Raw genomic sequence first — 26,381 nt, 5'->3', positions numbered from 1 at the left:
CGTCAGCCTCAGCAGCGGCGACAGCGGGACGCTGGGTGAGGACGCCTCGATGTTCAGCCCCGAACTCAACCTCCTCTCGACCGACCTCGGCGGAGGAGGCGGCGGCAACGGAGGGAACGGAAACGGCAACGGCAATGGAGGCAACGGGAACGGAGGCGGCAACGGCGGCGGCAACGGGGGCGGAAACGGCGGTGGCAACGGCGGCGGAAACGGCGGCGGCAATGGAGGCGGAAACGGCGGTGGAAACGGGGGCGGTAACTGATGGCGCTCCAGGAGGACGGCAACGTCCTCGTCTTCGCCTACGACTACCATCCCGGCCAGAGCTTCGAGGTCGTCGCCCAACTCGAACAGGCCACGACGGTCAACTGCCTTCAGGACGACGACGAGACGGTCTCGGAGATCTCCCAGCCCGACGACTACTCGGGATACGTCATCCGCTACGACATCGGCGACGGTGCGGGGATCACCGCGTTCCTGTTCTCCCAGGACGAGAACCTGAGCGCCGACGACAGCGGGACGCTGGGCGAGGACGCATCGATGTTCAGCCCCACGCTCAACCTCCTCTCGACCCAACTCGACTGAGGGGTCTCGGTTTCCGTTTTCGTCTCGAACGCCAATGTCGGAACACATCGCCCCTTCGCGCGTGGTTCTCGCCGGCACCGACGTTCCGGAACACGCCAGTGATGGCTGTCGGAACGAGTCGGCCAGTGTCGGCCCGGCCACCGCCACGGACGGCGAGGCTACCGATACCGAGGCGGACTCGGAGCCGTTCGTCTTGGTCGCGATGGACGATTACCGACCCGGACTACGGTTCGAACTGATGGAGCGATTGCCGGCGCCGATCTCGGTGGCGATGCTTACGTCCCCCGTCGGCGAGCAGCCGTCGGTTCTCTCCCGGCCCGACGAGTACGTCGGCTACGTCGGCCGGTCGGTGTTCGACAGCGGACAGGTCAGGGGGTTCACGACCGTGTTCAGCCGGCGCTCTCTGGAGACGGAGGGCAGGTACGCCTTCGGACGCGATGCGGGGGTCTTCAGCGTCGAGCTCCACCTCCTCCGGGCGACGGTTCGTCGGAGCGGGTCCGACGCCGGCGAGTCTCTACCCGTGTGACGTCGCTGATCCCAGGGCCGGCTTCCGCTCCGTGGGCCTTCAGGCGAGCCCGATGCGTTCGGAGTACGCGCCGTGTACGTCCTCGAAGACGCCCATGACTTCGCCCATCGTCGCGTACGCCTTCACCGCCGCGACGATGTACGGCATCGCGTTCTCGCCGCGGTCGATCGCCGCCCGGAGTTCCGCTAACCGCTCCTCGATCGCCCCGTCGTCTCGCTCGGCCTTGACGTTCGCGAGCCGGTTCAGCTGGCGCTCCTGGGTCCCCTCGTCGATCGAGAGGGTGTCGGGGCTCGTGTCCTCGCTGATCGCGTACTTGTTGACGCCGACGACGACCTCCTCGCCGCTCTCGACGCGTTCCTGGTACTCGTAGGAGGCCTCCTGGATCTCCCGGAGGAAGTAGCCCTCCTCGATGCCCGCGAGGACGCCCTCCCGGACCGACCCCTCGCCCATCTCGCGGATCTCCTCGATGTACTCCATCGCTTCTTCCTCGACCTCGTTGGTGAGGGCCTCGACGGCAAAGGAGCCGCCGAGGGGATCGACGATGTCTGCTGCGCCCGACTCCTCGGCGATGATCTGCTGGGTCCGCAGCGCGACCCGGACCGCTTGCTCGGAGGGGAGAGCGAGCGCCTCGTCGAAGCTGTTGGTGTGCAGACTCTGGGTTCCCCCGAGGACGCCCGCCAGCGCCTGGATCGTCACCCGGACGACGTTGTTGAGCGGCTGCTGGGCGGTCAGCGACTGGCCGGCGGTCTGGGTGTGGAACTTCAGGCGTTTCGATTCGGGGGCCTCGGCGCCGTACCAGTCGTCCATCACCCGAGCGTAGATCCGCCGGGCGGCGCGGTACTTCGCGATCTCCTCGAAAAAGGAGTTGTGGCAGTTGAAGAAAAAGGAGAGGCGGGGGGCGAAGTCGTCGACCGCGAGGCCCCGCTGGGTGGCGTCCTCGACGTAGGCGAAGCCGTCGGCGAGCGTGAACGCGAGTTCCTGGACCGCCGTCGAGCCCGCTTCTCGAATGTGGTAGCCCGACACGGAGATGGGGTGGAACTTCGGGGTCTCGCTCGCGCTGAACTCGACGACGTCGGTGACGAGAGAAAGCGAGGGCTCGGGCGGGATTACCCACTCCTTCTGGGCGATGAATTCCTTGAACATGTCGTTCTGGAGGGTCCCCCGAAGCTTTTCGCGGGGAACGTCTCGTTGATCGGCGAGCGCGACGTACATCGCGTAGATCACCGGCGCGGAGGGGTTGATCGTAAACGACGTCGAGACCTCCGCGAGGTCGATGCCCGAAAAGAGGATCTCCATGTCCCGGAGGGTATCGACCGCGACGCCCTCCCGGCCGACCTCGCCGTCGCTCATCCGGTCGTCCGAGTCGAGTCCCATCAGGCTCGGCATGTCGAACGCCGTCGAGAGCCCGGTCTGGCCCTCGTCGATCAGGTAATGAAACCGTTCGTTGGTCTCTTCGGCGGTGCCAAACCCCGCGAACTGGCGCATCGTCCACGTCCGTCCGCGGTACATCGTGGGGTACGGTCCCCGGGTGTAGGGCTCCTCACCGGGAAAGCCCAGGTCCTCGAGGTAATCCATCCCTGCGACGTCCTCGGGGGTGTAGAGCCGGTCGACCTCGTGGTTCGAGACCGTCGCGAACCGGTCGGCCCGTTCGCCTCCCTCGGGGACCTCGCTCTCCCAGTCGGCACGGGCCTCGCGGATGTCGTCGAGATCGTCCTGATCGTACATGAAGTATGTCGTAATATTTGCCGGAGCGTCTGTTAAGGATTCCGGGTGCCGGAAGCTATCAACTCGTTTCCGTTACTGATAGCCACTGACGAAACGTATTTATGAACGGAGCGATTTCTTTCAGGAAATCGTATGGTTACTCACGAACACTCGGCCGAGGACGACTCCGTCGCCGTCGACGTCGTGCTCCTGGTCGCCGAGCGGACGGGCGTCGAACCCGCCGACCTCCCCCCGATCGAGGAGGCGATCGATCCGGACGCGCTCGACGCGCTGTTTGCCTCCGCACGAACGAGCGGTACCCAGCGGGGCTACGTCGAGTTCACCTACTACGGACACCACGTGACGGTTCCCCTCGACGGCGATCGGACGATCACCGTCGTCTCCGAGCCCGCCGCCGCGGCCAGCGACTCCGGACGATCGGCGCCCTGATCACTCCCGCCGGGAGCCAAACCGGTCACGGATCCCCGAGAGCCACCCGCGAACGCCGCCGACCGAGTCCTCGTCGGCACCGTCGGCGCCGTCGCCGACGAGCAGGTCCTCGGCGAGCACCGAGGCGAGGGCGGCGCCGTCGTCGGTCAGTTCGATATCGCCTCTGTCGGAGTCGTAGTCGACGAATCCGCCGTCGTGGAGCGTCCCCAGGTGGATCTGGATCAGCGACGTGTACGTCCGTTTGCGCTGTTTGTACGTCACCTCCGCACGCGGGACCTGGTTCTCCCAGGCCGCGAGCTCCTCGGAGATCTCCCGGACCGTGGCGTGGCCCCCGTTCGTGTGCAGGTACGTGAGTACGTACCGGCGCCGCCGGTTGCTCAGCGTGTGAAAGACGTCGTCCTTGACGTCCTGTTCGTCGAGATGCGCCTCGTCAGCCGTGTCGGTGCCGTCGAGCACCTGGTTCGTTCGCATTCTTCCCCCACCGGTTCAGTGACGGACAGACGGACTAATAAGGAAGTATGACTGTTCAGACGATCGTTCGGGCCGTACGACGATCATACCTATCCCGAGCAACCTCCGGTTACCCGTATGACAGCCGCGCCGGTATCGCTCCTCGAGCGCGTCGAGAATCCCGAACACACGGGCGAGAACCGGTGTCTCCCCTGTACTGTCGTCAACGTCGTCCTCGCCGGTGCTCTCTCGGTCGCTGTCGGAGTCGTCTCCCCGCTCGCCGGCGTCCTCGCGTTCGCGGTCGGGATCGCTACGATCCGATTCCGGGGCTACCTCGTGCCGGGGACGCCACGGCTCACGAAACGATATTTCCCGTCGTGGCTCCTCGATCGGTTCGGGAAGTTTCCGGCAGCCGACGCGGAGGAGATCGACGTCGAACGCTACCTCCTCTCTACGGGGGTCGTGGTCGACGACCGCGGGGCCGACGACCTCGAGATCGACCCCGGTTTCGAGGACCGCTGGCGACGTCGGATCCGGGAGGTTCGGGGGGAAAGTGCCGACCGGAAGGCGCTCGCGGAACTCGTCGGCGTGCGCCCGGATACCCTCGATCTCGAGTGGTACGGCGACGCGTTCGTCGCCCGGATCGACGGCGAGTGGATCGGCCAGTGGGAGTCCCGATCGGCGTTCGTCGCCGACGTGGCGGCCTCGCGGGCCCTCGAGGAGCGCGCCGGCCGGGAGTGGAGCGGCCTCCCGCTCGCTGCCAGAAGCGAGGTCCTCGGGGCCTTGCGGCTCTTCCTCGAACGTTGTCCGACCTGCGAGGGCGAGGTCGCCTTCGAGCAGGAGGTCGTCGACTCCTGCTGTCGAAGCTACGACGTCGTCGCGGCGAGATGTACGGCCTGTGACGACCGACTTCTCGAGGTCGGGATCTAACCGTTCTCTTCGGGTTTCGCCGGGTCAAGTCCGTCCTCACCGGTCCCGGAGCCCGCGCCACAGCAGCGTCCGGTTCGTCCAGAGCTGATACCCGGAGAGGGCCGCGAACAGCCCCAGCGCGAGGCTCGTCCAGAGGAGGGCGTCGACGGCGGCGATCCCCGGCGCCTCGAGCAGCGAACCGAGGACGACGACGAGGCTACCGACCCCGAGCCCGCGGTAAATTTCGGACCACGTCAGCCCGACGCGCGTGAGGACCTCCATGTAGAGATCCACCTCGCGGGCGTGCTTGCGGAGCCGGACGAGGCGGTGCTCGCGGTCGTACTCGACGACGCCGACCTCCTCGAGGCGTGGCAGATGGGTCTGGTGGAGCGAGTTGTAGACGCTCTCCCGGAGCCGTCTCGGCGGAGGTGACTCGCCGCTTTCCTGGACCGCGAGCCGTTTGGAGAGCTCCCGCAGCGAGGTCGTGCCCCCCGATTCCCCGAGCTGGCGGAGGGCCTCGATCCGGCGGCTGTTGCCCAGCAGCCGGTGGATCTCGTCTTCGGTAAGCGAGGTCGTCCTGAGTTGCATGGTCCCCGTGGCCGGATTGTACGATTACTGTGGTATGTATGGGGAGCCGGCGTCGGTGGTATCGCCGCCCTGTCGTCTCGGAATTGTGTTCGTCGGTACCATGAACGATGTAAACGGTCGTATCGGGTGGCGTGAACGCTTCACACTCGGCCATACCACCGATCTAACGACCCGTTCGACCGCGCTATTCGGCCGTTCGAAACGGCTATTCGGGAGTTAGATGTCCCAATTCCCTCGTTCGTGGGCATACCGGCGGATCGTAACTATCCCCCATACCTTCGTGGAGTCTGATAACCGGTCGCGGCCCGCGCGGCGGCTCGCGGGGGTCACGATCGGGAGGATGACAACCAATGAGCGAAAAAGACTTCGAGATCTCGCGTCGCAAGGCGCTTGCCGGCCTCGGCGTCGTCGGCGTCGCCTCCGCGGGCGCGGGACTCGGTACGACGGCGTATTTCAGCGACGAGGAACCGATCGATAACAACACTATCACGGCCGGCGAGTTCGGTCTGACGGTTGATCCATACAACTACAAGGTCGACCAGGACGACGAGAGCCAGCACTTCGACTGGAATGACGACTACAACGGGGAGGATGACCCAGGTGCTTTCGTCGGCGGCTCAATCGGTATCGGCGACGCCAAGCCCGGCGACTTCTACAAGTTCTGCTGGGAAATCACCGTGGAGAAAAACCCTGGCTACGTGCTAGTGAGGGCTCCTTCTGCAAGCATTAACGACGTTACCGGAGATAATAACCCAGCCGCTGACGTGAATGTCAACGATCTTCACGACGTGGAGTCCACTGGTGACCTTGCGACCCTTGGGGAAACCGCGGCTGCGGAGGTCAAAGTCTATCCGCCATCGTCAGTACAGGGCAATGATCCCCTCTCGACGGTTCAGTACAACACACTCAATGACCTCCTCGACAGCCTCGAAAACGGATTAGTCATCGCTAGTGACGATGAAGACCCTCTCTCGATCGGTCCTGATGAAGCGTCGTACCCGCATGTAATCGTCTGTGTCTACATCTGGATCGGGGACAAAAGCGAAGATAAAGATGAGGGTATAACAGTAGATGGTTCGGGTATCGGTAACGAGATTCAGGGAGCAAAGGTGAGCGCGAATCTCGAGTTCTACGCCGAACAGTCCCGGCACAACGACAACTTCGGAGGCGACTGAGGAACCGCCTTCCCACCACCACCCACGTTGGAACGCTGTCGCCGCGATGGGGACGGACGGCGGTTCGATTCCGCCGGTGGGTTTCCCCCGAGAAGGATAGCCAACAATGGACACAGGAGACGACTTCGAACTATCACGACGGAAGGCACTCGCCGGTCTCGGAACGATCGGCGTCGCTTCCGTCGGCGTGGGGATCGGAACCACCGCGTACTTGGATGACGAGGAGTTCGAAGGCAACACCATCGCCGACGAGAAGTTGGAGGACGACACCATTGCCGACGGGGAGCGGTCCGAAGACAACACCATCCTCAACGATGGGTTCGAGGACAACACCATCGCCGACGGGGAGTTCGGATTGACGATTACACCTGGAAGCCACAGGATCGATCAGGACTGCCAGAGCCAGCACGTCCAGTGGCCGACCCCGGAGAGCGACGCCTTCGTCCGCGGATCGATCGACATCGTCGACACCAAACCCGGCGATGCACTCGAGTTCTGCTGGGAGGCAACCGTACACGAAACGCCCGGCTACGTGACGGTGAGCGCAGAGAACGTCGATCACCTCGACGGATCCGAAACCGATGCCGGGGTGGATGCGGACGACCTCTACGACACCGACGAACTCGAGACCCTCGCGGAGAACGTCGATCCGGCAATCAGGATCTACGAGGATTACGATTCGAGTACGATGCTCTGGGAGGAAGAGTACGCCGACTGCGAGACCTTCCTCGACCTCCTTCAGGACGGTATCGACGTCGACAGCGACGGGGAGGCCCCCCTCCTGATCGACGTCGGAGAGACCGTGATCGTCTGTATCTATCTGGATATCAGCACGGAGGTCAGCAACGAGATCCAGGGGGCAGAATCCAGCTGGGACCTGCTCTTCTACGGCGAGCAGGCCCGTCACAACGACGACCCGACCGGACTCTGAACCGGGTCGTCCACGCTGTCCCTGCCAGCAGTCATCCCTCCGCCACCGGACTTCGCCGTCTTCCAACCCAATCCGAATCGATACCCTTCGACCGGTTTCGGGACTTGATCACGGTTTCCCTGCGACACCGCCGTCCGACCGGTATGGCCGTCCTGTCGCCTCCGACGATCGGGTACAGGACTCATACATACACCACTGGTGATAGGAGTGGTCCGTAACGGTGGCGGCGCGCTCGAGCCGCCCACACCACTACCATGCACACGCACACGGATCGACCGTCGGCTGGCGTACCGACCCGCCCGCTCGAGGTGATCCCATGATCGAGGGGGACGGACCCTCCAGACGCGAGATCCTTGCGGGCGCGAGCGGAATCGGGGTCTTCGGCGCCGTCGGCGGCGCGGGCACCTATGCGGTGCTGAACGATTCCGAGGAGTTTCCCGGAAGCAGCATCGCCGCGGGCGAACTCGGGCTCGCCATCGACTGCCAGGGCGGGGGCTGTGAAACCGACGGCAACGCGGTTTCCGTCTCGTTCGGCGGAATCGAACCCGGCGATATGGGGACACGAACAATCGAACTCACCGTGGAGGGGAACGCGGCGCGGCTCTGGCTCCGAACGGCCTGCCCGCCGGCCAGCGATCCGCTCGGGGACGCTCTCGCAGTCACCCTCTCGGACGACGAGGGCTGTGGGGGAACCGGAGAGCTGTTCTCGGGCTCGCTGACCGACCTCCGGCGGGAGTTCGCCGACGGGATTTCGCTCTCCGAGGGCTGCCTCGACCCTGGCGACACTCGCTGTCTCACCCTCGAGTGGAACTTTTCCGAGGAGGATGTGGAGGGGCTCGTCGGGCTCTCCGCGGAGCTCGAACTGGAGTTCGTCGCCGAGCAGTGTCGCCACACCGACGGAACCGAAAACCCGTTCGGCGAGAGCGGGGACTGTTCCGAACCCCCGTGTCCGGACTGTGTCGAACTCGGGAGGGCCGACGTCGAACCGGACTCGGTCTCGCCGGGCGATCGGTTCTCGCTCGGCGGCGGCTACGAGATCAAGTTCCTGAGTGTGACGAACAAGGGGGACGGTGAGACCGTCTGTGGAGCCATCCGGCTTCTCAGAGAGGGTAGCGAGGCCGCGGCACCAGCGATCTGCAAGGTCGTCGTCCGCGGCGGACCACCGGATCATGCCGGTGGATCGGGTAGGAAGTCCCAGAGGGGGAGCGGTCCCGCAAGCGGGGCGAAGGAGTTCGAGATCGATCCGCCCGCGACCCGGACCCGCGGCGAGGTCTGTACGGGCCAACGGGAGGGCGGGAACAGCGGCAAGGTCTTTCGACCGGCGATCAGCAACGTCACGGTCCATATCTGTCAGGGGGAAAGCCAATGAGCACCGAACCCGCCGACGGCGAGGTCGCCGAGGGCCCGGAGGTCGAGAGTTCGGGGTCGGAAACCGAGGGGTCGGGGATGCCCCTCTGGCGCCGGACGATCCATATCGCGGTCCTCCTCGTCTTCCTCGCGGTCGTCGCGGTGTTCGTCGTCTACGCCGTCCCGCAAGTGATCGGCGCCGACCACAGCTACGTCGTGCTGACGGCGAGCATGTCCCCGGAGATCGAGCCCGGGGACGCGGTCGTCGTCGGCGAGGTCGAACCCGCCGAGATCGCGGAGGGCGACGTCATCACCTTCTACCGGAGCGCCGACGAGCCGCCGGTCACCCATCGCGTCGTCGGAATCACCGAAACCTCGGATGGCTACCTCTATGAGACGAAGGGCGACGCCAACGAGGAACCGGACGCGAACCCGGTGCCCCACGAGAACGTGGTCGGTAGCGTCGTCGTGACGATACCGTATCTCGGCCACGTCATCCAGTTTGCGAACACGACCGAGGGCTTTCTCGCGCTCGTCGTCCTCCCCTTCGGGCTCCTCTTGCTTTCGGAGGCCTACTCGGTCGTCGGCTCCTCGCGCGAACGCGGCGATCCGGAGACCGAAACTCGAGAGGCCGACGGTTCGGGGAGTGGGGACGCTTCGACCGAGGGAACCGACGCTCTCGTCCTCACGCCGGCCGCGCTCAGGACGGCGATCGGAGTGCTCGCGGTCGTGGCCCCGGCGAGTGCGTACCTGGCCGTCCGGTACCCGACCGCGATCTCGGTCACGGTCGCCATCGGCGCGTGGATCTCGCTTCTGGTCGCCGTCGGAATCTGGCTTTTGGGCAACGGAAGTGGCGGGGAGAGCGACGACACGGCCGACCCGGATGAGCCCGACGACCCGGCTCTCGAACGGAACGAGATCGGAGAGCCGGTCGGGGACGGCGCCGGTAACACCATCGGCGAAACCGATGCCGGAGCCGGCTCCGGGGAGGAGCCGCGATGAGCCGAACGCGATCCGCCCTCGCCGTCCTGGCGGCAATCGTCGTCGCCTGCAGCCTGTTCGCGGGGAGCGGGACCCTCGCCCTGTTCTCCGCGAGCGGAGCGGCCAACGCCTCGTTTTCGACCGCCGCCGAGTTCGACGGCACCCACTCGACGATCGAGGGGGAGTCGTCGGTAACCGCACTGGACGCGACGGAGCCGGATAACGGCACGGAGCAGGCATCCGACGACGACCCGGCAGAGAACGACTCCGACGTCGAGTCGCAGGCTCACAACGCCACCGAGGAGACGGCAGGGAACGAGACGGACGAGGGCGCCGATCGGGGAGGTGAGTCGTCGGACGAGGGGACCGAGACCGACGACGAGGAGAACGGAACCTCGGACCTTGAGACGGGGGACGAGAACGAATCCGTCGGGGAGAGCGAGGGGAACACGACCGACGTCGAGGGAAGCAGTGAGAACACGAGCGAGGGCGGCGGGGACGACCACGAGCCCGATCCCGAAGAGGACGATGGGGCGGACGGGGGCGACAACGCGACGGGGACCGACCCTAGAAACGAGAGCACGGGAATCGCCGACGACGACGGGAACACGACCGAGACGAACGACTCCGTCGAGATGGATGGCGTGATCGGTACGGAAGAGGGGAACGACTCGCCGGACGAGAACGCTACTACCGACGGGAACGGCTCCGCGGAACGGCCCGACGAGACCGGGAGCGATCCGTGACGATCCGCGCCTGCCTCGTCGGGACCTCCGTCGCTTCCGGTTCGGGGGAACGGTACGTGTCGAAACGGCGGGCGATCGGCGCCATCTACGTGGTCTTCGGAGCGATACTGGTCGTCTCGAGCCTCCCGACACGACCCCTCGGCGTCGGGCTCGGACTCCCCTTCCTCGTCGTCGGCGCGTGGGCGCTCCGACCGACGAACAGGCGTCAGTAGTGGCCCATCACGCCGAGTTTCCGGGCCCGGCGGACGAGCACGGAGAAGGCGACGGCGCTGACGAGGAGGTACGCGAGGCCGTTGCCGACCAGGAGGGCGAGGTCGAGGACGGGGAACTCCCAGAGGCGGACGCCGTCGGTCATCGCCCGCGAGAGGAGCGCGCTGCCGTGGCTCAGCGGAAGCGCGACGATCGCGGGGCTGTCGACGGCGGCGGGGGCGGCGATCAGCGCGATGAAGGAAAACTGCATCAGCTGGGAGACGTTCTCGATGCGCTTGTAGAGAAGCGAGAGCCCGGCGAAGACGAAGCCCAGGCCGACCGCCGAGAGGATCGTCAGCACGAGCAGCGGGACGACGGTGAGGGGATCGACCGACAGCGACCGGTCGGTGGTGACGAGCATGACCGCCAGCAGCGCGAAGGCGACGGCGGCACTGAGGGCGACGTTGAACGCCGACTTGATCGCCATCACCCGCCCGATGCCGAAGGGCGACATGAACAGCTGTTCTAACGTCCCCCACTGGGCCTCCCGCATGACGTTGCCCGCGACGTCGAAGTACGCCGCCGTCGCGGCCGTAAGCAGGAAGAAGCCGACGACCACCCCGTCGAGGGTATCGCCGATCCCCGCGCCGCCGACGGCCCGCCCGCCGAAGAAGATCATCGCGAAGAAGAGGTAGCTCGCGACGAGCATCATCGCGGTGTTGATCCAGTAACGTCTGAGCAGGATTAGCTGCTTCTCGACGACCGCACGGGCGAGCAGCCCGTACTGGGCCGCGTTCATCGCTTCCCCTCCCGGCTCTCGGCGAGCCGGCGGTCGTGCTCACGCTCGCGGTCCCCGATCGCCGGCTCGGCGCCCGCGCGGTCGTCCGAGACGACGTGGAGGAACGCCTCCTCAAGATCGGCCTCCAGGGAGTCGACCGAGACGAACCGACAGTCGGCCGCCCGGAGGGAGTCGACGAGGTCGAAAAAGGCCTCGCCGGTGACCCGCGTCGCCTCGAGGGAGAGCCGATCGCCCGATCGGCTCCACGCCCCGGCGCCGAAGCGGTCTTCGAGCGTCTTCCGGGTCTCCTCGGGGAGGTCGCCCTCGACGGTGACCCGGTAGGCCTGGGTCCGGAAGGCGGAGGTCAGGCTCTCGACGGTGTCGTCGGCGACGATCCGGCCCTCGTTCATCACGATCACCCGGTCGCAGACGTCCTCGATGACGTCCATGTCGTGACTCGAGACGACGATCGTTCGCTTCTCGCCGGCCATCCGGCGGAGCTCCCCCCGAAGCTCCCGGGAGCTCTCGACGTCGAGGCCGAGCGTCGGCTCGTCGAGGAAGGCGATGGGGGTCTCGCGGGCGAGCGTACAGGCCAGCGAGGCCTTCTGTTTCATCCCCCGGGAGAGCTCGTTGACGGTCGTATCCGCCTTCTCGGCGAGGCCGACGTCGTCGATCAGTTCGTCGATCCGGTCGGGATCGGCGGGTCGGCCGGCGAGCCTGGCGAAGTACCGGAGGTTCTCCCTCACCGTCAGGCGCCAGTAGACGTTCCGGGCGCCCTCGAGCATCGCGCCCACCGACCGGTAGGTGTCCCGCGGGGAGGCGAGGGGGTCGGTGCCGTCGATCCTGACCCGTCCCGAATCGGGGAGTACCAGCCCCAGGAGCGTCTTGATCGTCGTCGTCTTCCCCGCGCCGTTCGGCCCGAGCAGGCCGACGACGGTGCCCCGCTCGATCGACACCGAGAGGTCGTCGACCGCCCGGACCGCCTCCTCCCCGGTGCCGTAGGTCTTGGTCAGCCCCTCGACTACGAGGACCGGGTCGGCGGCGTCGTTCGACCCCTCCTCGCGCCCGACGGCGGCCGACCGACCGGAGCCCGCCGATAGCGTGTCGCTCATCGCTCCCGTCTAGACTGTCGACACACTAACCGTTTCCGGACGCTTGGTCGATCCGGGCGGATGCGATGGCCGGGACTACACCGCGTCCTCCTGGAGCCGTTCGATGGTTTCGACCAGGGGATGGCGCGCGTAGTCGACGACCTCGATGTCCGCCAACCCCTCCAGACCCTCCTTTGCGGCCGTCCGGGCCATCCCGAGGTCGATCGGCTCGTCGATGACGATCACGTACGCCTCCATCTCCTCGATCGCGAGGCGGTCGGCCGCCAGCACCCGGTGGTGGCCGTCGGCGAGCAACAGGGAGCCGGCGTTGTCGATCACCACCAGCGGCTCGGCGAGGCCGCGGTCGAGTTCGTATCGGCGGCCCTCGAGTTCGTCGGCGTACACTCGTCCCTGGGTCGGGACGAGTTCTCCCAGCGGAACCGTCCGGCGTTCCTGTCGGAGGGAGATTCCGTGGATGTTCTCCAGGGTTCGGACGAGCTTTCCGACCTTCTCGGGGGTCGCGCGTTCGATCTGGCTGCGGATGACGTCGGCGTTCGCGATGATCCCCACGAGGTTGCCAGCGTCATCGACGACGGGTAGCTTCTGGATGCCCGACCGGAGGATCACGCGGGCGGCGTCGTTGACCTTCATCTCGGGGTGGGCGACGATCAGGTCCGTCGTCATCACGGTGAAGATCTGGGCGTCGTCGTCGGCCAGCAACAGGTCCCGCGCGCTGACGAACCCCTCGACCCGCCGGCGGTCACAGACGGGAAAGCCGTTGTGTTCTTCACACTCCGCGATCCGGGTGGCGACGTCGCCGACGGTCGCGTCGGGCGAGACGGTGACGACGTCCCGGGTCATGTAATCGCCGACCTGCGCGTTCGTTCCGACGCCGTTCATACTCCTCCCTTGCTCCCGCCGTGGAAAAGTCTCGCGCTCACTCCCGTCCCTCCTCGCGTTCGTCGTCCCCTGGCCGGCCGTCTCCCGGCACGAACAGCCACTCGCTGGTCCGACTGTAGGCGCCCACCGGCGTCCCCGGCCGCGTCCGGATCGCCTCGAAGAAGCGGTCGGTGATCACCTCCTCGACGACGCTCAGGATCGAGTCGACCTGATCGCGGTCCTCGACGCCGCCGAGGCTCCCGATCTCGAGTTGGGCGCCGGCCATGTCCGCGTGGCCGCCCGCGCTCCCGATCTGGCCAAAGGCCTCCCGCAGCGTCTCCCCGAGATCGATCTCGCCGGCCCGCGAGCGCGCCGAGAGGAAGGCCATGTCGTCGATGAACCCGAAGACGAGCGTCGTCGTCACCCCCTCCATCGTGAGCAGGCGGTCGGCGGCCTGGGGGAGCGCGTCGCGGTCGCCGATCCGACCCGCACTCGAGACGACCACCGACTCGCGCTGGGTCCGGTTCCCGATCGCCCGCCCGACCGTGTCGACGGTGTCGGCGTCGACCGTCGGCGACTCGACCTTCCGGAGGACGTCCTCGTCGGCGGCCGCGAGCAGCGTCGCCGCGGCCTCGAAGTCGATCGCGCTCGCCTCCCGCGTGAAGTCGTTGGTGTCGATCCGGATCCCGTACAGCAGGGCGGTCGCCGTCCGCCGGGAGAGTGCGAGTCCGAACTGGTCTAGGTACTCGGTCAACACGGTGCTGGTCGCGCCCGCGTGCTCCCGGAGGTCGACGAAGTCGCCGGGGACCGGCCCCCGCGCGGGGTGGTGGTCGATCACCACGTCGACGCGGCGGTCGGGCGAGAGCTGGTCGTTGACGCCGGGACGGGAGTGGTCGACGAGCGCGACCGAGCCGTACTCCGCGAGGTCCTCGCCGGGCTCGAGCCGCCGGAGGTCGAGCTCGAGGAGGTTCACCATCGCGCGGTTCTCCTGGTGGGAGATCTCCCCGAAATAACAGGCGTCGGCGCCCAGTCCGACCACGCTTGCGAGATCACAGAGCGCGACCGCGCTCGCGATCGCGTCGGGGTCGGGGTTGTCGTGGGTCACGACCGCGAGCGGCCCCTCGATGGCCCCGAGGTGGTTTCGCAGTGCGAGGGCCGTCGTCGCGGGCCCGCTCGTGGTCTCGCTGACGATCCGGTCGGCCATCGCGCGGGTCCGGTCTATCACCCGGTCGGCCCGCTCCTCGATGACGGTCCGGTCTTCCCCCTCGAAGTTCCCCCCCGCGTAGGCCACGATCTGGACGCCGGGAAACCGCGCCCTGGCGGCCTCGACGGTGCGCCGGTTGCGGTCGGTCCGGTCGCCGGCGACGAGGACGACCGCGGGCTCGGCTAAGGCGGCGAGCACGCCGGGATCGGCCGGGTCCTCGAGACGGGCCGGGACGCCGTCGTCGCGCAACGTCTCGACGACGTCGTCGTCCTCCGAGAGGACGAGCAGCTCCCCGCCACCGTGGTCGGGGACGCTCTCGACGATCCGCTGGCCGATGGTCCCACAGCCGAGTACGAGCCGGGAACCCATTGGGGCGGCTTACCCGCCACCGCGTTAAAACGTATCGCTCTCAGGGGCCGAGCGCGCTCGCCGCGGCGTAGGCGGCGTCGGCGACCGGGCCGAAGCCGGGCAGGACGAGGACGGTCATCACGCCCGCGAGCACGACCGCGACGTACAGCCCCGTCGGCTGGGTGAGCTGGCCCCGTCCGGCAACGGGGTCCTCGAACCAGACCGCTTTCACGAGCCGCGCGTAGTAGTACAGCGAGAGCGCGCTGTTGATCACGAGCGCGGCCGCGACCGCGAGCAGCCACGGGTTCCCCGAGGCGGTCTCGAGAATGCCCGTAAAGAGGAAGTACTTGCTGAAGAACCCGCCGAAGGGCGGAACCCCGGCGAGGCTGAACATGAAGACGGCCAGGGCCCCGCAGGCGACCGGCGCCTGCGAGGAGAGCCCGTTGTAGTCCTCGAAGGTCCGCCCGACGCCCCAGTACTCGGCCATCGCGACGAAGAGGAACGCGCCGGTGTTCATGAAGCCGTAGACGAACAGGTGCATCATCGCGGCCGCGAGGACGATCTGGCCGCCGTCGACCGCGAGGCCGGCAAGCCCGATCAGCGCGTAGCCCGCGTGGCCGATCGAGGAGTACGCCAGCATCCGTTTGACGTTCTCCTGGGTCGCCGCGGCGAAGTTGCCGACCGTCATCGTGACGATCGCGAGGACGACGAACGCCATCGTCCAGTCGAAGCCGATCTCGGTCATCGCCTCGAGGGGGAACGCGGTCGTGAAGATCCGGAACGCGATCACGAAGCCGGCGGCCTTCGAGGCCGAGGAAAGGAAGGCGGCGATCGGTGCGGGCGCGCCCTCGTAGGCCTCGGGCGCCCAGAAGTGGAAGGGGACGCTCGCGGTCTTGTAGGCGACCCCGCCGATCACCATCAGGACGCCGACGCCGAGCAGGCCGTCGAAGCCCTCGGTGCCGACGTTCTCGGCGACGGCCTCGAGCTGGAGGTGGCCGGTGGCGCCGTAGACCAGCGAGATGCCGTAGACGAAGATCGCTGACGACAGCGCCCCGATCAGGAAGTACTTCAGGCCGGCCTCGACGCTGCCCCGGTTGTCCTTCAGGATCGAGACCAGGGCGTAGGACGGCAGGCTCGCCAGCTCGAGGGCGATGAACACCGTCACGAGGCTGTTCGCCGTCGCCATCGTGGACATCCCGGTCGCCGCCAGCAGGACGAGCGAGTAGTACTCCGACTGGTAGACGTGCCCGCGGAGGTAGTCGTAGCTCGCGATCGAGATCAGGGCGGTGACGACCGCGACGATGACCATGAAAAAGAGCGCCATCTGATCGACGATCAGCTGGTCGCCGAAGAGGGCCAGCTCGCCGCGGCGGGCGGGGTCGCCGACGCCCGTGGTGATGAACCAGACGGCGACGGCGAGCGAGGCCAGCGAGCCGACCGTGGCGGTGCCCGCGAGCAGCGGCCGGTTGGTCGTGTCCGGGTCGATGCTGTCGATGACGAACAGCGCGAGCGCCGACAGCGCGAGCAGGAGCGTCGGTGCCAGCGCCATCCAGCTCTCGAGTTGGACCAGTGCCATCTATGCACCACCTCCAAGCAGCGGATCGACGGCGTCGGTTATCATCTCGAAGATCAACTCCGGGGCGACACCGAGCGCGATGATCAGTCCCAGTAGGACGAACATCGGCGCGACGTCGTGAAGCGGCGCGGGGCCGACCTCGTAGTCGGTCTCGAGCCGGTAGGGCCCAAAGAGGGTCCGTTGCATCGCAAAGAGGAGATAGCCCGCGACGATCACGATGCCGAACATCGCGATCGCGGTAAAGAGGGGCGCGTAGTCGAGGAACTCGGAGCCGAAGGCGCCGTAGAAGATGGCGAACTCGCCGTAGAAGCCCGACATGAGCGGCAGCCCCATGTAGCCGAAGGCCCCCGCGATCAGGATGCCGACCGCGATCGGCATCCGGTCGGCGAGCCCGGACATGTCCGTGACCATCCGGGTGTGGGTCGCATTGTAGACGACGCCGACGGACATGAACATCAGCCCCGAGATCAGCCCGTGGGAGACCATCTGGAAGGTCGCCCCGCCGATCCCGAACTGGGTGTAGGCGATCAGCCCGAGGATGACGTAGCCCATCGAGGAGACCGAGGAGTAGGCGACGATCCGTTTGAGGTCGGTCTGGGCGAGCGCGAGCAGAGCGCCGTAGATGACGCTGATGACCGCGATCGCCGCGATCGGGATCGCGAACGTCGAGATCACGTCCTCCGGGAACATCGTGAAGTTGAATCGCAGCAGGGCGTAGGTCCCCATCTTCAGGAGGACGCCCGCCAGCAGGACCGACGCCGGGGTGGGGGCCTCGACGTGGGCGTCGGGGAGCCAGGTGTGGAACGGAACCACGGGCACCTTCACCGCGAAGCCGAGGAACATCGCGACGAAGACGACCGACGAGAGCGTTGCGCCCTCGAGACCGGCGAACGCCTCCGGCCCGCCCGCCAACATCGCGTCGGTGATCTCGGGTAAGGCGAAGCTCGTGACGCCGTCGCCCAGCGAGAAGACGAGCGCGATGAACGCGCCGAACATCACGAGCGAGGCGACGTTCGTGTAGACGAAGAACTTGATCGCGGCGTACTTCCGGCGGGGGCCGCCCCAGATCCCGATCAGCAGGTACATCGGAATGAGTACCGCCTCCCAGAAGACGAACCAGACGAAGAAATCGAGCGCGGCGAAGACGCCGATCAGGTTCGCCTCGATGAACAGGATTAGCCCGTAGAACTGCGACTGGCGCTCGGCGATCGGCGTCCAGGAGCTCAGAATCGCGAGCGAACAGAGCACCGTGGTCAACGCCACGAGCGGCATGCTGATTCCGTCGAGCCCGACGAACCACGAGATCGAGTAGTCGCCGAGCGCGATCCACTCCATCCGGGACTCGAAGGCCAGATCGCCGTCGAGCAAGGCGTTGCCGCTGCCGTCGAAGGCGGTGAACATCCACAGGCTGAGTGCCGCGGGGACCAGACTGATCGCGAAGGCGAGCTTGCCCGCGATCCGGTCGGGCGCGACGAACGTCACGAGCGCGCCGAGCAGTGCGACTCCGATGAGCGACTCTAGTATCATACGAACCAGCCTCCGTTGATGCCGAAGATCACAAGCAGTGCGAGGAATCCGAGGACGAGCAGCGCCGCGTAGTTGGTGACGACGCCCGTCTGGAGGCGTTTCATCCGACCCGAGCCGAAGAGGCTCACGCTCGAGACGCCGTTTACCACGCCGTCGATGACGCTCTGGTCGAAGCGATCGGCGGTCCGGGAGAACGGAAGCGTGAGGTCACGCGCGAGCCAGACCTGGTACTCGTCCTGGTAGTAGTTGTTCCCGAGGACCTCCCGGGCGCGCCCGAGCCGGCGGGTGTGTTCTTTGGGCTCGGGGACGTTGTACAGCGTCCAGGCGAGCCCGGCGCCGGCGAACGCGAGGCCGAGCGAGAGCGCCGCGCCGAGCAGCATCGTCAGCGTCTCCGAGCCGATGTAGCTCGTCTCGTGGCCCATTAACTCGTGGTACTCGTGGTAGGTCAACCCCTCGACGGCGCCGTACTCGCCGTCGAGCCAGTGTTCGAGGAACACGATCTCCGCGCCGGTGAGTTTCGCGATCGGCGCGAGGTTTACGATCCCCGCGACGACCGCGAGGACGCCGAGCACGATCAGGGGCAGTTTCACGGCGGCCCCGATCGGATGGGGGTCGCGTGCGGCTTCCGAGCGGGGCTCGCCGTGGAACGTGAGAAAGACCATCCTGAAGGTGTAGAAGCCGGTGAAGAAGACGGCGATCAGCCCCATCGCGTACGCGATCAGGAAGATCGGCTCCTCGAGCCCGAGGATGAGCGCGTCGTAGAGCACCTCGTCCTTGCTCCAGAAGCCCGAGAACGGGACGATACCGGCGAGGGCGAGCGCGCCCGCGAGGAACGTGTAGTAGGCGACGGGCGCCCGGTCCTTGAGCCCGCCCATCTTCCACATGTCCTGTTCGTGGTGCATGAGGATGATGACCGCACCGGCACCGAGGAAGAGAAGCGCCTTGAAGAAGGCGTGGTTCATCAGGTGGAAGACGCCGGCGACGTAGCCGCCGACGCCCAGCCCGAGCATCATATACCCGTACTGGGAGATCGTCGAGTACGCCAGCACCTGCTTGATGTCGTCTTTGACGACGCCCATCGACGCCGCGAACAGTGCGGTGAAGCCGCCGACGAACGCGATGATCGCGAGCGCCGTCGGCGAGAGGGCGTAGAAGCCGTACATCCGCGCGACGAGGTAGACGCCGGCGGCGACCATCGTCGCCGCGTGGATCAGCGCCGACACCGTCGTCGGACCCTCCATCGCGTCGGGGAGCCAGGTGTGTAGGGGAAACTGGGCGGACTTCCCGATCACGCCGCCCAGCACGAGCAGGCCGAGGATCGTGACCCACGTCTCGGCGCCGAAGCCGAAGAGGGTCTCGCCGCCGGAGATCGCCTCCTCGGCGGCGACCACGAAGGAGCTCTCGCCGGCAAACGAGAGGGTGCCAAAGGTCGCGGCGATCCCGACGACCCCGATCAGGAAGAAGTAGTCACCGAAGCGGGTGACCAGGAACGCCTTCTTTGCCGCCGACGATGCGGAAGGCGTCCGGAACCAGAAGCCGATCAGCAGGTACGAACAGAGGCCGACGAGCTCGAAGAACATGAAGGCCATCAGCAGGTTGTCGGCGTAGACGAACGCGAGCATGCTGAAGGTAAACAGCCCGAGTTCGGCGTAGTAGCGGGGCAGTCCGGTCTCCCCCTCCTCGTTCATATAGCCGAGGCTGAAGACGTGAACGAGCAGGGCGACCAGCGAGACGATCACGAGCATCAGCGCCGACAGCGGGTCGATCAGGATCCCGAAGTGGAAGGCGATCTCCTCGCCTGCGGCCCACTCGTAGAGTTCCTGATTGTAGACCTCGCCGCCCGCGACGGTCGCGAGCGCCCACAGAGAGAGCACCAGCGAGCCCGCGGTCGCGATGATCCCCGCGAACGCGCCTTTCTTCGGCATCGAGTCGCCGACGAGCAGTACGACCACGAACGCCGCAAGCGGGAGGGCGGCGATCGCCGGAGCGAGTTCGAACGCAGTTGCCATTCGTTTACCACCTCATCGCCGCGGGAACGGTGACGTCGATCCCCTCGAAGTTGCGATACAGTACGAGGATGATGCCGAGTCCGATGGCGACCTCCGCGGCCGCAAGCGCCATCGTGAACAGCGCGAACACCTGGCCGGTCAGGTTGCCGTGATAGAACGAGAACGCGATCAGGTTGATGTTCGCGGCGTTCAGCATGATCTCGACGGACATCAGGAACATGAGTGCGTTCTTCCGGGTCAGAACGCCGAACAGCCCGATACAGAACAGCGCGGCCGAGAGGAGCACGTAGTACTCGACGGCGACGGTCACTCTCCCTCACCTCGTTCGTCCTCGGGGAGTTCGCTGCCCCCGTCGGTCGCCGGCTGTGCCCCCGAGTCGCTTCCGCCCGAACTCGCGTATGGCGAGACGACCTCGCCGGCCTCCTCGCGCTTTGCGAGCACGAGCGAGGCGTCGAGTGCAGCGTCGAGAACGACCGCCATCAGGAAAAAGGAGACCAGGAAGTGTTCGGTGTCGCCGATCGCGCCCTCGCCGCTCTGGAGGGCGGTGAAATCGAGGAGGGCGTAGCCGACCTCGGCGGTAACCGAGATCCCGTCGGGGTAGCCGGCCATCCCCTCGAAGGGGGTGTTGAGAACGACCAGGGCGATGAGCCCGAAGAGGGCGACCGCGAGGACGCCCGGCAGCAGGTGACCGCCGACGCGCAGGCGCGGGCCGGTGGTCATTCACCGACCACCCGGGTCGGCGGCTCCTCGCGTTGGGTCAGCATGACGGCGAACGTGATGAGGATGAGCACGCCGCCGACGTAGACGAGGATCTGCATCATCGCGACGAACTCGGCGGCGAGCATCACGTAGTAGATCGCCACGCTCACCAGCGTGACCCCCAGCAGGAGTGCCGAGTGCCAGGGATCCTGCATCAACACGACCCCGATCGCGCTCGCCAGGGTGACGAACGCGAACAGCGCGAACGCGATCAGCTCGTATACCATTGGTGTTGTCTGGTCGGGTAGGGCCCTTGTAGATTTCGAGACGCGACGGGCTCACTGGTAGTCAACCGCACCTTCCCCCTCGCCGATCCAGCTCCCGCGATCGGGTTCGCGGGATTCCAGGGGATCGATGTCCTTGTACCACGGCACGGCCTTGAGCTGTTCTTTGTTGTAGACGAGGTCGTCTTTGGTGTCGCCGGTGAACTCGAAGTTCTGGGTGAGGATGATTGCGTCGACGGGACAGACCTCCTCGCAGAGCCGACAGTAGATACACTGGCCGATGTGGAGGTTGTACTGCTCGCCGTTTCGCTGGTCGTCGGTGACGATCTGGATCGTATCGTTCGGACAGACGTTCTCGCACTGGCGACACCAGATACACCGCTCCTGGCTGAACTTGTGGACGCCCCGAAAGCGAGGGGAGACGTCGGGGGTCGTCTCGGGGTACTCCACGGTGAAGGTGTTGCCGTCCAGTGCGTGTTTCATCGTCGTCGCCATGGATTTGAGCAGTCCGATCATGCTATCGCTCCCACGAGGATGGCCGTGAGCACCAGGTTGGCAAAGGACAGTACGAGCATGCCCTTCCAGCCGATCTCGATCAGTTGGTCGATACGAACGCGAGGCAGCGCCGACCGGAACCACTGGGTCAACAGGAACACCGCCCAGATCTTGACGATGTACCAGACGATCCCCAGCGCCGCGGGACCGGGTCCGGCGGGTCCGCCGAGAAACAGCGTCGCGATGATCGCCCCGCCGAGGAAGATGTGGAGGAACTCCCCGAGGTAGATCAGGACGAAGTAGACCGACGAGTACTCGGTCTGGTAGCCCGCGACGATCTCGGTCGGCGCCTCGGGCGTGTCGAAGGGGTTTCGGCCCACTTCGGCCAGGTTCGCCGCGATGAACAGCCCGAACGCGAAGGGGTTGACGAACGCGTACCAGGAGGGAAGCGCGACCCCGCCGAGTTCGATCAGTGGTTCGGCCTGGACGGCGACGATCTCGGACAATTGGAGGGTGCCCGCGAAGATCACCACGGACATTCCGGTTACGACGAGCGGGATCTCGTAGGCGACGTTCTGTGCGACCGCACGCAATCCGCCCATCAGCGAGTACTTGTTCGCCGAAGCGTAGCCGGCCATCACGAGCCCGATGCTGGCGATGCCCGAGACCGCAAAGAGGTAGACGACGCCGACCTCGGGGTCGGCGAGCTGGATCCCGCTTCCCATCGGGATCACGGCGAAGCCGAGCATCGCCGAGCCGGCGACGACGATCGGCGCCAGGTCGTAGGCCGGCCGGTCGGCGTTCTCGGGAACGATGAGTTCCTTCGAGATCAGCCGGACCGCGTCGGCGACGATGATAAACAGGCCGAAGGGGCCGATCCGGTTGACCGCGATCCGATCGGTGAAGGCGGCGGTGATCTTCCGTTTGGCCCACGGACCGGCGACGGCGGTCATCGTCAACATGAGGGTGCCGACGAGGGCGGCGCCGAGAAGCGCGGCGATCGACTCGCCTGCGATGCCGAACTCGCCGAGGCCCGTGAGGTCGGCGATCCGTTCGGGGAGGAGGTAGGTCTCGCCGTCGGACTGCAGCGGGACGGCCCCCGTCATCGATCCACCTCGCCGAGGATGACGTCGAGGCTACCCAGGGAGGCGACCAGGTCGGGGACGTACTCGCCCTGGGACATCTCCGCGAGCGTCGAGAGGTTGTGGAAACAGGGGCTGCGGATCTTGAACCGGCCGGGGGTGTCGGTGCCGTCGGCGCGGATGTAGATCCCGAGTTCGCCCTTCGCGTTCTCGACTGCCTTGTAGGTCTCGGTGCCGGGATCGGGTTTGAGCGTCCGGGGGACGTTGCTCTGGATCTCGCGGTCGTCCTCGGGCCACTCCTCGAGCAGGTCGATACACTGCTCGACGATCTTCGCGGACTGTTCGACCTCCTGCATCCGGACGAGCACCCGCGAGTAGTTGTCCTTCCCGTCCTCGGTGACGACGTCCCACTCGAGTTCGGGGTAGTAGCCGTAGGGGTCGTCCCGCCGGAGGTCGTAGTCGATTCCCGAGCCGCGGGCGACCGGGCCCGTACAGCCGTACTGTTTGGCGATCTCCGGCTCCAAGATCCCGGTGTCGACACACCGGATCTGGAAGACCTCGTTGCCGGTCAGGAGGTCGTCGTACTCCTCTACTTTCGTCGGGAGGCCGTCGAGGAAGTCCCGCGTCTTCTCGAAGAACTCCTCGCGAGGTTCGGGGACGTCCCAGGCGACCCCGCCGAGCCGGAAGTAGTTGTACATCATCCGCTGGCCCGTGAGATCCTCGAGGATGTCCTGGGCGAGTTCGCGATCGCGGAAGGCGTACTGGAAGATCGCGGTGAAGTCGCCGAAGACGTCCAGCGCGAACGTGCCGAGCGCGAGGAAGTGCCCCGCCATCCGGGAAAGCTCACAGCCCATCGTCCGGAGCACCTGTGCGTAGTCGGGGACCTCCAAGTCGGCGAGGTCCTCGGCGGCGCGGGCGTAGGCCCACTCGTTTGGCATGTTCGCCGTGTAGTCCCACCGGTCGGGGTAGGGCATGATCTGGTGACGGTAGGTGCCCTGCTCGCACATCTGTTCCTCACAGCGGTGGAGGTAGCCGATGTCGGGTTCGACGTCGGCGACCGTCTCGCCGTCGAGGACGGTCTTGACGTGGAGGACGCCGTGGGTCGCCGGGTGGTGGGGGCCGATGTTGAGGAACATCGTGTCCGTCTCGGCGTCCCGGTGGTCCTCCTGGAGGGGGTTTGCGTGTTCGGCCAGCGTCACTAGCTGGGGTTTGTCCTGGTCGTAGCTCAGGTCGAGGGGATGGCCCTGCCAGGTCTCCGGCAGGAGGATCCGGCGCGGGTCGGGGTGGCCCTCGTAGTCGATGCCGACGAGGTCGAACGCCTCCCGTTCGCCCCAGTCGGCCGAGCGGTAGACCGGTTCGGCGGTCTGGCTGACCGGCTCGTCGGTCGAGGTCGGCACGACGACGCTTACCTCCTGGGTGGGGTCGTCGTACTTCTTCAGGTGGTAGATCGTCTCGTAGCGGTCCTCGTACTGCTGGGCGGTGACACACGAGAGGTGGTCGAAGCCCGCTTCGTCGCGCAGATCGAAGAGGACGTCCTGGACGGCGTCGGGCCGGACCACGAACGCCGGGGCGTTCTTGTGGTCGTCCGTCGAGAGGGCACGGTCGCCGACCAGTCGCTCGAGTTCTGCCTCCTCGGTGACCGGGACGGTCCGCTCGAGTTCCGTGCTCATGGCGAATCAGCCCAGTTGTACCGCATGACGAGGTCCTCCTCGTCGATCTCGGCGGCGAGCTTGTCGATCAGCTCGTCACGAGGGAGGTCGCCGAACTCCTCTAGCTCGTAGGGTTTGACGACGACGGGCGAGGTCTCGCCGTTTGCGACCCGCTCCTGGAGCTTCGCGACGCCGTAGATAAGCGCCTCGGGGCGGGGCGGACAGCCGGGGACGTGGATGTCGACTGGGATGATCTCTTCTGCGCCTTTGACGACGTTGTACCCCTCCTGGAAGGGGCCCCCGGAGATCGTACACGAGCCCATGCCGACGACGAACTTGGGCTCGGGCATCTGGTCGTAGACGCGCTTCATGCGGGGGCCGAACTTCGAGACGATGGTGCCGGGGACGATGATGACGTCGGCCTGGCGGGGGGAGGCCCGCGGGACGCCCGCGCCGAAGCGATCCAGATCGTGTTTGATCGCGTAGGTGTGCATCATCTCGATGCTACAGCAGGCGATCCCGAACTGCAGCATGAACATCGAGGAGCCCCGGACCCAGTTCATGAACTTGTCGAACTTGGTGAGGATAAACGGCGTCGAGCCGAACGCCTCCCGGAGCCTCGAGTTGAAGCGGTCGTCGACCCCCTCGCCCATGCGCGAGTCGCGGGTGTCCGTGGAGGGGGCGGTGCTGTCGTGGATCGCTTGGCGTGGTTGGTTACTCATGGTCGATCGGTCTGCGGTCGTAGTCGGTCCGTCTGCGGGCCGCGCGGGTCCACTCCACTGCGCCGTTTCGCCACGCCCACGCGAGTCCGACGAGCAGGATGGCGACGAACAACAACATCGGCCCGAGCGCGCTCACGAGCGAGATGTCCGGCGAGTCGAGGGCGGCCCGATAGACGACGGCCCACGGGAACAGCAGTACGGTCTCGATGTCGAAGACGAGAAAGAGAAGCGCGACCATGTAGTACTGGATGTTAAAGCGGATGCGGGTCCCGCCGGTGGGGACCTCGCCGCTCTCGTAGGTGGCCCGCTTGCTCGTCTCGGGGACACTCGGCCGGAGGAGGTACGACACCGCCATCATGCTAAGCGGGATCAGCAGTCCAACGAGCGCCAGTGCCCCGATGGCTATCCATTCGTTCATCGCGGTAACGTTCGGGCGTTGGAAACGCACCCATATAAGGGTGATTCTTCGCTCGCCGGCCGTTTTCGACCGACTGCGCGAGAATCGTCGGGAGCGACGGTCGGCGCCGGCTACTCCCGCTCGTAGTCGGCGACGCCGCCGTCGTGGAGCCGGCGGGAGGCCTCGCCGACCTCCCCTCTGAGACGGTCGTGGTAGGCGACCAGCCGGCGGCGGAGGTCGTCGTGTTCGCGCGCGAGGATCTGGGCAGCCGAGAGCGCGGCGTTGAAGGACTTGCCCGCGTCGACCGCCGTCAGCGGCGCGCCCTGGGGCATCCCGATGACGCTGTCGACGGACTTCTCCTGGACGGGGACGCCGATCACCGGCAGGGGGTAGGCGATCGAGGCGGTCATGTTCGGGAGGTCGGCGGACTTCCCACCCGCGCCCGCGATGATCACGTCGATCCCCCGCGCTTCGGCGGTCTCGGCGTAGGCGGCCATCAGGTCCGGGGTCCGGTGGGCGGAGGTGACGTACGTTTCGAACGTAAAGCGGTTTTCGGGTGGGTCCTCGAAGTCGGTCTGTTCGGCGAAGTCCAGCTCCGAGACGAGTGCGTCGTAGGCGCCCGGCCGGTCGCCGCCGGTCAGCATCGTCTCGAGGTCGGAGTCGCTGCCCATCACGATCCCGACGTCGGGGGTCTCCGCGGCGGGGCGGTCCCCGCCCGCCTCGTCGTGAAGCCGGTCGATCAACTCCTGAACTGCGGTCATGGACGCGGGTTGTGCGCCAGTTACAAAGAAGGGGGCGGGTTCGACTCGAGCCGACTCGTCAGTCCGCCTCACTCGGCCCGCCGCTTCGAGGAGGCCTTCAGGAGGACGAACAGGCCGAAGACGGTCCCGAACAGCCAGACCGGATCGGAAAAGAGGTCGGCGAGGAACGGCCCGGGGGACCGTCCGAGCGCGAGCGCGATCGCCGCGCCGCCCGCGACGAGGACGGCGAGGTAGCCGGCAGCGAGGACGACGACATCGCGGTCGATCGAACTGTCGTCCTCGCGGTCGGCGCGTTCCCTCAT

30 protein-coding genes and 1 pseudogene are annotated in these 26,381 nt (G+C 66.5%); 11 read left to right on the top strand and 20 right to left on the bottom strand.

The features are described 5' to 3' along the window. From DVH23_RS23595 to DVH23_RS14700, 3 genes and pseudogenes are all read left to right on the top strand, one after another. A pseudogene (locus DVH23_RS23595) lies at positions 1–262 on the top strand (calcium-binding protein); the annotation flags it as partial. Beyond that, complete coding sequence (locus tag DVH23_RS14705; RefSeq protein ID WP_114578186.1) at positions 262–582, top strand: hypothetical protein; 321 nt, start codon at positions 262–264, stop codon at positions 580–582. The pseudogene DVH23_RS23595 and the gene DVH23_RS14705, both read left to right, overlap by 1 nt. Positions 583–643: 61 nt before the next feature. Beyond that, a complete protein-coding gene (locus DVH23_RS14700) occupies positions 644–1,108 on the top strand; it encodes a hypothetical protein (protein WP_157972408.1) in 465 nt (154 codons plus the stop codon). Positions 1,109–1,147: 39 nt separating this feature from the next. Here DVH23_RS14700 and DVH23_RS14695 read toward each other — a convergent pair whose 3' ends face one another. Beyond that, positions 1,148–2,833: a methylmalonyl-CoA mutase gene (locus DVH23_RS14695; protein WP_114578184.1), complete on the bottom strand. Its 1,686-nt coding sequence runs from the start codon at positions 2,831–2,833 to the stop codon at positions 1,148–1,150. A gap of 132 nt (positions 2,834–2,965) precedes the next feature. Here DVH23_RS14695 and DVH23_RS14690 point away from each other — a divergent pair, with 132 nt between their 5' ends. Beyond that, positions 2,966–3,262: a HalOD1 output domain-containing protein gene (locus DVH23_RS14690; RefSeq protein WP_114578183.1), complete on the top strand. Its 297-nt coding sequence runs from the start codon at positions 2,966–2,968 to the stop codon at positions 3,260–3,262. On the opposite strand, the gene DVH23_RS23590 is transcribed toward DVH23_RS14690, so the two are convergent. Next, a complete protein-coding gene (locus tag DVH23_RS23590) occupies positions 3,263–3,733 on the bottom strand; it encodes a hypothetical protein (RefSeq protein WP_157972407.1) in 471 nt (156 codons plus the stop codon). A gap of 117 nt (positions 3,734–3,850) precedes the next feature. Between DVH23_RS23590 and DVH23_RS14680 the strand changes: the two genes are divergently transcribed. After that, entirely contained in the window at positions 3,851–4,642 is a 792-nt protein-coding gene (locus tag DVH23_RS14680) for a hypothetical protein (RefSeq protein WP_114578182.1), read from the top strand. 36 nt (positions 4,643–4,678) lie between these two features. On the opposite strand, the gene DVH23_RS14675 is transcribed toward DVH23_RS14680, so the two are convergent. Further along, positions 4,679–5,209, bottom strand: a complete 531-nt coding sequence (locus DVH23_RS14675; protein WP_114578181.1) for a hypothetical protein — start codon at positions 5,207–5,209, stop codon at positions 4,679–4,681. Positions 5,210–5,559: 350 nt separating this feature from the next. Here DVH23_RS14675 and DVH23_RS14670 point away from each other — a divergent pair, with 350 nt between their 5' ends. The 6 genes from DVH23_RS14670 (at position 5,560) to DVH23_RS14645 (ending at position 10,601) form a co-directional block, all read left to right on the top strand. Further along, positions 5,560–6,384, top strand: a complete 825-nt coding sequence (locus DVH23_RS14670; protein ID WP_114578180.1) for a SipW-dependent-type signal peptide-containing protein — start codon at positions 5,560–5,562, stop codon at positions 6,382–6,384. A gap of 106 nt (positions 6,385–6,490) precedes the next feature. Beyond that, positions 6,491–7,315 carry a hypothetical protein gene (locus DVH23_RS14665; RefSeq protein WP_114578179.1) on the top strand — a complete coding sequence of 275 codons (825 nt, stop codon included), beginning with the start codon at positions 6,491–6,493 and terminating at the stop codon, positions 7,313–7,315. A 316-nt stretch (positions 7,316–7,631) separates the two neighbouring features. Beyond that, positions 7,632–8,684 (top strand): SipW-dependent-type signal peptide-containing protein, encoded by a 1,053-nt coding sequence (locus DVH23_RS14660; RefSeq protein WP_114578178.1) that lies wholly within the window; start codon positions 7,632–7,634, stop codon positions 8,682–8,684. After that, positions 8,681–9,664, top strand: coding sequence for a signal peptidase I (locus DVH23_RS14655; RefSeq protein ID WP_114578177.1), 984 nt, complete (start codon positions 8,681–8,683; stop codon positions 9,662–9,664). The genes DVH23_RS14660 and DVH23_RS14655 overlap by 4 nt, the downstream gene beginning before the upstream one ends. Continuing rightward, entirely contained in the window at positions 9,661–10,389 is a 729-nt protein-coding gene (locus DVH23_RS14650; RefSeq protein ID WP_114578176.1) for a hypothetical protein, read from the top strand. The genes DVH23_RS14655 and DVH23_RS14650 overlap by 4 nt, the downstream gene beginning before the upstream one ends. Beyond that, on the top strand, positions 10,386–10,601 hold the full coding sequence (locus tag DVH23_RS14645; RefSeq protein ID WP_114578175.1) for a hypothetical protein: 216 nt from the start codon (positions 10,386–10,388) through the stop codon (positions 10,599–10,601). The genes DVH23_RS14650 and DVH23_RS14645 overlap by 4 nt, the downstream gene beginning before the upstream one ends. On the opposite strand, the gene DVH23_RS14640 is transcribed toward DVH23_RS14645, so the two are convergent. The 17 genes from DVH23_RS14640 to DVH23_RS14560 all read right to left on the bottom strand — a co-directional run bounded on the left by DVH23_RS14640 (position 10,595) and on the right by DVH23_RS14560 (position 26,381). Then, positions 10,595–11,377: an ABC transporter gene (locus DVH23_RS14640; RefSeq protein ID WP_114578174.1), complete on the bottom strand. Its 783-nt coding sequence runs from the start codon at positions 11,375–11,377 to the stop codon at positions 10,595–10,597. The two genes, DVH23_RS14645 and DVH23_RS14640, sit on opposite strands and share 7 nt — an antisense overlap. Then, a complete protein-coding gene (locus DVH23_RS14635) occupies positions 11,374–12,468 on the bottom strand; it encodes an ABC transporter ATP-binding protein (protein ID WP_114578173.1) in 1,095 nt (364 codons plus the stop codon). Before DVH23_RS14635 ends, DVH23_RS14640 begins: the two co-directional genes overlap by 4 nt. A gap of 75 nt (positions 12,469–12,543) precedes the next feature. Continuing rightward, positions 12,544–13,347, bottom strand: a complete 804-nt coding sequence (locus tag DVH23_RS14630; protein ID WP_114578172.1) for a CBS domain-containing protein — start codon at positions 13,345–13,347, stop codon at positions 12,544–12,546. 37 nt (positions 13,348–13,384) lie between these two features. After that, positions 13,385–14,899 carry a DHH family phosphoesterase gene (locus DVH23_RS14625; RefSeq protein ID WP_114578171.1) on the bottom strand — a complete coding sequence of 505 codons (1,515 nt, stop codon included), beginning with the start codon at positions 14,897–14,899 and terminating at the stop codon, positions 13,385–13,387. Between the two features lie 40 nt (positions 14,900–14,939). Beyond that, positions 14,940–16,454: an NADH-quinone oxidoreductase subunit N gene (locus tag DVH23_RS14620; RefSeq protein ID WP_114578170.1), complete on the bottom strand. Its 1,515-nt coding sequence runs from the start codon at positions 16,452–16,454 to the stop codon at positions 14,940–14,942. After that, positions 16,455–17,981, bottom strand: a complete 1,527-nt coding sequence (locus DVH23_RS14615; RefSeq protein ID WP_114578169.1) for a NuoM family protein — start codon at positions 17,979–17,981, stop codon at positions 16,455–16,457. Beyond that, complete coding sequence (gene nuoL, locus DVH23_RS14610) at positions 17,978–19,990, bottom strand: NADH-quinone oxidoreductase subunit L (RefSeq protein ID WP_114578168.1); 2,013 nt, start codon at positions 19,988–19,990, stop codon at positions 17,978–17,980. Before nuoL ends, DVH23_RS14615 begins: the two co-directional genes overlap by 4 nt. A 4-nt stretch (positions 19,991–19,994) precedes the next feature. After that, entirely contained in the window at positions 19,995–20,300 is a 306-nt protein-coding gene (gene nuoK, locus DVH23_RS14605) for an NADH-quinone oxidoreductase subunit NuoK (protein WP_114578167.1), read from the bottom strand. Continuing rightward, positions 20,297–20,710 (bottom strand): hypothetical protein, encoded by a 414-nt coding sequence (locus tag DVH23_RS14600; RefSeq protein WP_114578166.1) that lies wholly within the window; start codon positions 20,708–20,710, stop codon positions 20,297–20,299. The genes nuoK and DVH23_RS14600 overlap by 4 nt, the downstream gene beginning before the upstream one ends. Beyond that, positions 20,707–20,976, bottom strand: a complete 270-nt coding sequence (locus DVH23_RS14595) for an NADH-quinone oxidoreductase subunit J (RefSeq protein WP_114578165.1) — start codon at positions 20,974–20,976, stop codon at positions 20,707–20,709. The genes DVH23_RS14600 and DVH23_RS14595 overlap by 4 nt, the downstream gene beginning before the upstream one ends. Before the next feature lie 51 nt (positions 20,977–21,027). Further along, on the bottom strand, positions 21,028–21,489 hold the full coding sequence (locus tag DVH23_RS14590) for an NADH-quinone oxidoreductase subunit I (RefSeq protein WP_114578164.1): 462 nt from the start codon (positions 21,487–21,489) through the stop codon (positions 21,028–21,030). Further along, positions 21,486–22,574 (bottom strand): complex I subunit 1 family protein, encoded by a 1,089-nt coding sequence (locus tag DVH23_RS14585; RefSeq protein ID WP_114578163.1) that lies wholly within the window; start codon positions 22,572–22,574, stop codon positions 21,486–21,488. The genes DVH23_RS14590 and DVH23_RS14585 overlap by 4 nt, the downstream gene beginning before the upstream one ends. Continuing rightward, positions 22,571–24,220 carry an NADH-quinone oxidoreductase subunit D gene (locus tag DVH23_RS14580; protein WP_114578162.1) on the bottom strand — a complete coding sequence of 550 codons (1,650 nt, stop codon included), beginning with the start codon at positions 24,218–24,220 and terminating at the stop codon, positions 22,571–22,573. The genes DVH23_RS14585 and DVH23_RS14580 overlap by 4 nt, the downstream gene beginning before the upstream one ends. Continuing rightward, complete coding sequence (locus DVH23_RS14575) at positions 24,217–24,921, bottom strand: NADH-quinone oxidoreductase subunit B (RefSeq protein WP_114578161.1); 705 nt, start codon at positions 24,919–24,921, stop codon at positions 24,217–24,219. The genes DVH23_RS14580 and DVH23_RS14575 overlap by 4 nt, the downstream gene beginning before the upstream one ends. Continuing rightward, on the bottom strand, positions 24,914–25,339 hold the full coding sequence (locus DVH23_RS14570; RefSeq protein WP_114578160.1) for an NADH-quinone oxidoreductase subunit A: 426 nt from the start codon (positions 25,337–25,339) through the stop codon (positions 24,914–24,916). Before DVH23_RS14570 ends, DVH23_RS14575 begins: the two co-directional genes overlap by 8 nt. Before the next feature lie 110 nt (positions 25,340–25,449). Then, positions 25,450–26,079, bottom strand: a complete 630-nt coding sequence (locus DVH23_RS14565; protein ID WP_114578159.1) for an AIR carboxylase family protein — start codon at positions 26,077–26,079, stop codon at positions 25,450–25,452. Between the two features lie 68 nt (positions 26,080–26,147). After that, positions 26,148–26,381: a hypothetical protein gene (locus DVH23_RS14560; protein WP_114578158.1), complete on the bottom strand. Its 234-nt coding sequence runs from the start codon at positions 26,379–26,381 to the stop codon at positions 26,148–26,150.

This window comes from Saliphagus sp. LR7 (genome assembly GCF_003344565.1).
GTDB classification, from domain to species: Archaea; Halobacteriota; Halobacteria; order Halobacteriales; family Natrialbaceae; genus Saliphagus; species Saliphagus infecundisoli.
Note: the sequence above shows the minus strand (reverse complement) of the source record. Positions and strands in the feature narration are given on the sequence as shown.

What these genes read in the sequence shown, in the direction of transcription:
- DVH23_RS14705 (WP_114578186.1), top strand. Translation starts at nt 262, where the DNA reads ATGGCGCTCCAGGAGGACGGCAACGTCCTCGTCTTCGCCTACGACTAC.
- DVH23_RS14695 (WP_114578184.1), bottom strand. Translation starts at nt 2,833, where the DNA reads ATGTACGATCAGGACGATCTCGACGACATCCGCGAGGCCCGTGCCGAC.
- DVH23_RS14690 (WP_114578183.1), top strand. Translation starts at nt 2,966, where the DNA reads ATGGTTACTCACGAACACTCGGCCGAGGACGACTCCGTCGCCGTCGAC.
- DVH23_RS23590 (WP_157972407.1), bottom strand. Translation starts at nt 3,733, where the DNA reads ATGCGAACGAACCAGGTGCTCGACGGCACCGACACGGCTGACGAGGCG.
- DVH23_RS14680 (WP_114578182.1), top strand. Translation starts at nt 3,851, where the DNA reads ATGACAGCCGCGCCGGTATCGCTCCTCGAGCGCGTCGAGAATCCCGAA.
- DVH23_RS14675 (WP_114578181.1), bottom strand. Translation starts at nt 5,209, where the DNA reads ATGCAACTCAGGACGACCTCGCTTACCGAAGACGAGATCCACCGGCTG.
- DVH23_RS14670 (WP_114578180.1), top strand. Translation starts at nt 5,560, where the DNA reads ATGAGCGAAAAAGACTTCGAGATCTCGCGTCGCAAGGCGCTTGCCGGC.
- DVH23_RS14665 (WP_114578179.1), top strand. Translation starts at nt 6,491, where the DNA reads ATGGACACAGGAGACGACTTCGAACTATCACGACGGAAGGCACTCGCC.
- DVH23_RS14660 (WP_114578178.1), top strand. Translation starts at nt 7,632, where the DNA reads ATGATCGAGGGGGACGGACCCTCCAGACGCGAGATCCTTGCGGGCGCG.
- DVH23_RS14655 (WP_114578177.1), top strand. Translation starts at nt 8,681, where the DNA reads ATGAGCACCGAACCCGCCGACGGCGAGGTCGCCGAGGGCCCGGAGGTC.
- DVH23_RS14650 (WP_114578176.1), top strand. Translation starts at nt 9,661, where the DNA reads ATGAGCCGAACGCGATCCGCCCTCGCCGTCCTGGCGGCAATCGTCGTC.
- DVH23_RS14640 (WP_114578174.1), bottom strand. Translation starts at nt 11,377, where the DNA reads ATGAACGCGGCCCAGTACGGGCTGCTCGCCCGTGCGGTCGTCGAGAAG.
- DVH23_RS14635 (WP_114578173.1), bottom strand. Translation starts at nt 12,468, where the DNA reads ATGAGCGACACGCTATCGGCGGGCTCCGGTCGGTCGGCCGCCGTCGGG.
- DVH23_RS14630 (WP_114578172.1), bottom strand. Translation starts at nt 13,347, where the DNA reads ATGAACGGCGTCGGAACGAACGCGCAGGTCGGCGATTACATGACCCGG.
- DVH23_RS14625 (WP_114578171.1), bottom strand. Translation starts at nt 14,899, where the DNA reads ATGGGTTCCCGGCTCGTACTCGGCTGTGGGACCATCGGCCAGCGGATC.
- DVH23_RS14620 (WP_114578170.1), bottom strand. Translation starts at nt 16,454, where the DNA reads ATGGCACTGGTCCAACTCGAGAGCTGGATGGCGCTGGCACCGACGCTC.
- DVH23_RS14615 (WP_114578169.1), bottom strand. Translation starts at nt 17,981, where the DNA reads ATGATACTAGAGTCGCTCATCGGAGTCGCACTGCTCGGCGCGCTCGTG.
- nuoL (WP_114578168.1), bottom strand. Translation starts at nt 19,990, where the DNA reads ATGGCAACTGCGTTCGAACTCGCTCCGGCGATCGCCGCCCTCCCGCTT.
- DVH23_RS14600 (WP_114578166.1), bottom strand. Translation starts at nt 20,710, where the DNA reads ATGACCACCGGCCCGCGCCTGCGCGTCGGCGGTCACCTGCTGCCGGGC.
- DVH23_RS14595 (WP_114578165.1), bottom strand. Translation starts at nt 20,976, where the DNA reads ATGGTATACGAGCTGATCGCGTTCGCGCTGTTCGCGTTCGTCACCCTG.
- DVH23_RS14590 (WP_114578164.1), bottom strand. Translation starts at nt 21,489, where the DNA reads ATGATCGGACTGCTCAAATCCATGGCGACGACGATGAAACACGCACTG.
- DVH23_RS14585 (WP_114578163.1), bottom strand. Translation starts at nt 22,574, where the DNA reads ATGACGGGGGCCGTCCCGCTGCAGTCCGACGGCGAGACCTACCTCCTC.
- DVH23_RS14580 (WP_114578162.1), bottom strand. Translation starts at nt 24,220, where the DNA reads ATGAGCACGGAACTCGAGCGGACCGTCCCGGTCACCGAGGAGGCAGAA.
- DVH23_RS14575 (WP_114578161.1), bottom strand. Translation starts at nt 24,921, where the DNA reads ATGAGTAACCAACCACGCCAAGCGATCCACGACAGCACCGCCCCCTCC.
- DVH23_RS14570 (WP_114578160.1), bottom strand. Translation starts at nt 25,339, where the DNA reads ATGAACGAATGGATAGCCATCGGGGCACTGGCGCTCGTTGGACTGCTG.
- DVH23_RS14565 (WP_114578159.1), bottom strand. Translation starts at nt 26,079, where the DNA reads ATGACCGCAGTTCAGGAGTTGATCGACCGGCTTCACGACGAGGCGGGC.
- DVH23_RS14560 (WP_114578158.1), bottom strand. Translation starts at nt 26,381, where the DNA reads ATGAGGGAACGCGCCGACCGCGAGGACGACAGTTCGATCGACCGCGAT.